This window comes from Allobosea sp. MMO-172 (assembly GCF_037147855.1).
Taxonomy (GTDB): Bacteria; Pseudomonadota; Alphaproteobacteria; order Rhizobiales; family Beijerinckiaceae; genus Allobosea.
Genome location: NZ_JBBCUM010000040.1, coordinates 1 through 2,154, shown reverse-complemented (window position 1 = coordinate 2,154; position 2,154 = coordinate 1). Strand labels below are relative to the sequence as shown.

Annotated in this window: 1 protein-coding gene; it reads right to left on the bottom strand. The window is 66.3% G+C overall.

Going from position 1 to position 2,154, the window contains the following annotated elements:
- Positions 1-2,154 (bottom strand): efflux RND transporter permease subunit (locus tag WFK61_RS25960; protein WP_336814932.1); only part of this gene is annotated, 2,154 nt, incomplete at both ends.

Sequence of the window (2,154 nt, the reverse complement as noted above, 5' to 3'; positions counted from 1 at the left end):
GCAACCGCCACCGACATGTTGAAGCCGAGCCACCAGAGCAGCCAGACGCCGCCCACCAGTGCGAAGGGCAGCGACAGCATGACGATGAAGGTCTCTGTCAGCTTGCGGAAATTCAGGTAGAGCAGCAGGAAGATGATCGCGAGCGTCACCGGCACGACCAGCCTGAGGCGCGCTTCGGCCCGTTCGAGATATTCGAACTGGCCGCTCCAGGCGATGCGGTAGCCCGTCGGCAGCTTGATGCTCTGCGCGATCGCGTTCCGGGCATCGCGGACATAGCTGCCGAGGTCGCGCCCGGCGGTGTCGACGAAGATGTAGACCGCGAGCTCGCCATTCTCGGTCCGAATCGAGGTCGCGCCGCGCTTGCGCTCGATGCTCGCGACCTCGCCCAACGGCACGCTGGCGCCGGACGGTGTCGAGACCTGGACCTCGCGCGCGATCGCCTGCGGGTCGGAACGCAGATCGCGGGGATAGCGGATGATGACGCCGTAGCGCTCGCGACCCTCGACCGTCGTCGTCACGGTCTCGCCGCCCATCGCCGTCACGATCGCATTCTGAACGTCGCCGACAGCGAGCCCATAGCGCCCCAGGGCGACCCGGTCCGGCAGGATGTCGAGGAAATAGCCGCCGATGACGCGCTCGGCATAGGCGCTGCTCGTGCCGGGCACGGTCTTGAGCACGGCCTCGATCTGACGCGAGATCGCCTCCATCTGTGCGAGATCGGTGCCAAAGACCTTGACCCCGATCGGCGTGCGTATCCCTGTCGCCAGCATGTCGATGCGGGCGCGGATCGGCTGTGTCCAGGCATTGGAGATGCCGGGGAACTGGAGCGCCTTGTCCATTTCCGCCTTGAGGCTGTCGAGCGTGACGCCCTCTCGCCACTCGGTCTTGGGCTTCAGGTTGATGATGGTCTCGAACATCTCGGTCGGGGCCGGGTCGGTCGCCGTCTGGGCGCGTCCCGCCTTGCCGTAGACCGAGGCGACTTCCGGAAAGGAGCGGATGATCCGGTTCTGGGTCTGGAGCAGTTCGGCCGCCTTGGTCACCGAGATTCCGGGAAGGGTCGTCGGCATGTACATCAGCGTGCCTTCGTCGAGCGCAGGCATGAACTCCGAGCCGAGCTGTCGCGCCGGCCAGAGGCTGAGTCCCAGCACCACCAGGGCGAACAGGATCGTCAGGGTCTTGGCCTTGAGGACGCCGCGGATGAGCGGCCGATAAAGCGCGATCAGCAGCCGGTTGATCGGGTTGCGGGCCTCCGGGATGATCCTGCCCCTGACGAAGACGACCATCAGCGCCGGCACCAGCGTCACCGAGAGGAAGGCCGCGGCCGCCATGGCGAAGGTCTTGGTATAGGCGAGCGGGCCGAACAGGCGCCCCTCCTCCGCCTCCAGCGTGAAGATCGGCAGGAACGAGACGGTGATGACGAGCAGGCTGAAGAACAGCGCGGGTCCGACCTCGCTCGCAGCCTCGATCAGGATCTCGACGCGCGGCTTGTCCGGCGGTGCCCGTTCGAGATGCTTGTGCGCGTTCTCGATCATGACGATGGCGGCGTCGATCATGGCGCCGACCGCGATGGCGATGCCGCCCAGGCTCATGATGTTGGCGCCGAGGCCGAGCGCCTTCATCGCCGCGAAAGCCATCAGGATGCCGACCGGCAGCATGATGATCGCCACCAGCGCGCTGCGCAGGTGCAGCAGGAAGACGATGCAGACCAGCGCGACGATGACGCTCTCTTCGATCAGCGTGCCCTTGAGCGTCTCGATCGCCCGTTCGATCAATCCGGAGCGGTCATAGACCGGCACGATCTCGGCACCGCCCGGCAGGGATGGAGCGATCTCGGCGAGCCGCGCCTTGGCCCGCTCGATCACGGAAAGCGCATTGGCGCCGAAGCGCTGCAGGATGATGCCGCTCGCGACCTCGCCCTCGCCGTTGAGCTCGGTGATGCCGCGCCGCTCGTCCGGACCGAGCTCGACTCGCGCGACATCGAAAAGGCGCAGCGGCACGCCGCGCTCGCTCTTCAGGACGATGTTCTCGATATCGGCGATCGATTTCAGATAGCCGCGGCCACGCACCATGAACTCGAACTCGCTGAGCTCGACCGTGCGTCCGCCGACGTCCATGTTGCTGCTGCGCACCGCCTCGCGCAGCGTCGCCAATGAG